This window comes from Mesorhizobium sp. M2A.F.Ca.ET.067.02.1.1, from assembly GCF_004023285.1.
GTDB lineage: Bacteria > Pseudomonadota > Alphaproteobacteria > Rhizobiales > Rhizobiaceae > Mesorhizobium.
Window position 1 is genome coordinate 1 of sequence record NZ_RZSB01000916.1, and the last position, 2,094, is coordinate 2,094.

The following is a 2,094-nucleotide window of genomic DNA, read 5'->3' on the forward strand; positions in this document are numbered from 1 at the left end:
GCCTTTTCGGCAAGGATTTCGTGGCCGAGCAGGTCGAGCGCGCTTTCCTGCGCGCCTGACCGTCCAAAGTTTGTGGGCATGCGTACCGACATGATGCCGTTCTACTCCGCCGGCCGCGTCTCTTCCAGCGCGCTTTCCTCATTGAACAGGAAGCCGCCCGACTGCCGTTTCCACAGCCGTGCATAGAGCCCGTCGAGCGCCACCAGCTCGTCATGCGTGCCCTGCTCGACGATGCGGCCGCCGTCGAGCACCACCAGCCGATCGAGCGCCGCGATGGTGGAGAGCCGGTGCGCGATGGCGATCACCGTCTTGTTTTCCATCAGGCGGGTCAGATTTTCCTGGATCGCAGCCTCGATGTCCGAATCGAGCGCCGAGGTCGCCTCGTCGAGGATGAGGATCGGCGCGTCCTTGAGGAAGACGCGTGCGATCGCCACGCGCTGCCGCTGGCCGCCGGAAAGTTTCACGCCGCGCTCGCCGACATAGGCCTCGTAGCCGGCGCGGCCTCTGGTGTCGCGCAATCCCAGGATGAAGTCATGCGCCTCGGCCTTTTGGGCCGCGGCAATCACCTGCGCGTCGGTGGCATCCGGCATGCCGAGCTTGATGTTGTCGCGCAGCGAGCGGTGGAACAGCGCGGTGCCCTGGCTGACCACGCCGATATTTCCGCGCAGCGAGTTCTGCGTCACATGCGCGATATCCTGGCCGTCGATCAGGATCCGGCCGCCTTCCAAGTCGTAGAGGCGCAGGATCAGATTGGTCAAGGTCGTCTTGCCGGCGCCGGACGGGCCGACAAGGCCGACCTTCTCGCCCGGACGCACGACAAGGTTGATGCCGTCGAGCACTCCTGCCCTCTTGCCGTAATGGAAGGTGACGTTGCTGACGTCGATGCGGCCGCCGGTGACGATCAGTTCCTTTGCATCCGGGGCGTCGGTGAGGCCGAGCGGCTGCGAGATCATCGCCTTGGAATTCTCCAGCACACCGAGATTTCGCAAAATGCCGTTGAGCTGCATCATCACTCTTCCAAGCAGCATGTTGAGCCTGAGGACGAGAGAAAGCGTGAAGGCGACAGCGCCGACCGTGATCGAGCCTTCGACCCAGAGATAGATGGCGAAGCCGGCGATCACGGTGATCATGACGCCCGACAACGTCGTCAGCGCCATGCGCACGCCGGTCAGACGGCGCGTGAACGGACGAAGCGCGTCGAGATAGATGTCGAAACCGTTCCTGATGTAGCGGTCGTCGCCATCCGCCGAGAACAGCTTCAGCGTCTGCACGTTGGAGTAGGAATCGACGATCCGGCCGGTGATCATCGACCCGGCCTCGGCCGTCGCCTCGGCGTTCTTGCGGATCTGCGGCAGATAGAGTTTGGCCAGCCAGCCGAACACGGCGATCCAGACCACCACCAGAACCGCCAGCCTGAGGTCCAGGCCGGCGACCAGCGCCAGCGTCGTCACAGTATAGATGATCATGAACCAGATGACCTCGATGAAACTTTCCATCAGGTCGCCCGTTGCCTGCCCCGCCTGCCAGACTTTTGTCGCGATGCGGCCGGCGAAATCGTTCTGGAAGAAGGCATAGGACTGGCGCGAGACATGCCGGTGCGCCTGCCAGCGCACCAAGTTGTAGAAGCCGGGCGTGATCGTCTGCTCGTCGACCAGCGCCGACAGGCCGACGACGGCCGTGCGGATGACGAGCACCACCGCGCCCATGAACAAGAGCTCAGGTCCGGCCGCGGCCCAGAGCGCGTGCCAGCTGCGCTCGCCGGGCAACTGGTCGAGTATATCGACCAGCCTGCCGACGAAATAGAACAGGCCGGCCTCGACCAGCGGCGCGATGCCGCCGATGATCAGCATGGCGAAGAAGGCAAGCTTCGCCTGTCCGACATAGTGCCAGAGGAAGCCGCCGACACCGGTCGGTGGCCGAAGGTTCGCCGGCTCGCGGAACGGATAGACCCAACGCTCGAACCAGCGATAGACGGCTGTCATCATGCGGTGGCCATCATTCTGCAGCTTGACCCTTGGCCCCGATGTCGTTGGCGGCCTCGGCCGGCGCCTCGTCGAGCAAGAAGCCGCCCGACTGGCGTTGCCAGAGCTGCGC

At 64.2% G+C, this 2,094-nt stretch carries 1 protein-coding gene; it reads right to left on the reverse strand.

The genetic code is table 11. The features are described 5' to 3' along the window. Window positions 1-101: 101 nt before the first annotated feature. On the reverse strand, window positions 102-1,985 hold the full coding sequence (locus tag EOA28_RS33650; protein WP_128315740.1) for an ABC transporter ATP-binding protein: 1,884 nt from the start codon (window positions 1,983-1,985) through the stop codon (window positions 102-104). Window positions 1,986-2,094 lie beyond the last annotated feature (109 nt).

What these genes read in the sequence shown, in the direction of transcription:
- EOA28_RS33650 (WP_128315740.1), bottom strand. Translation starts at nt 1,985, where the DNA reads ATGATGACAGCCGTCTATCGCTGGTTCGAGCGTTGGGTCTATCCGTTC.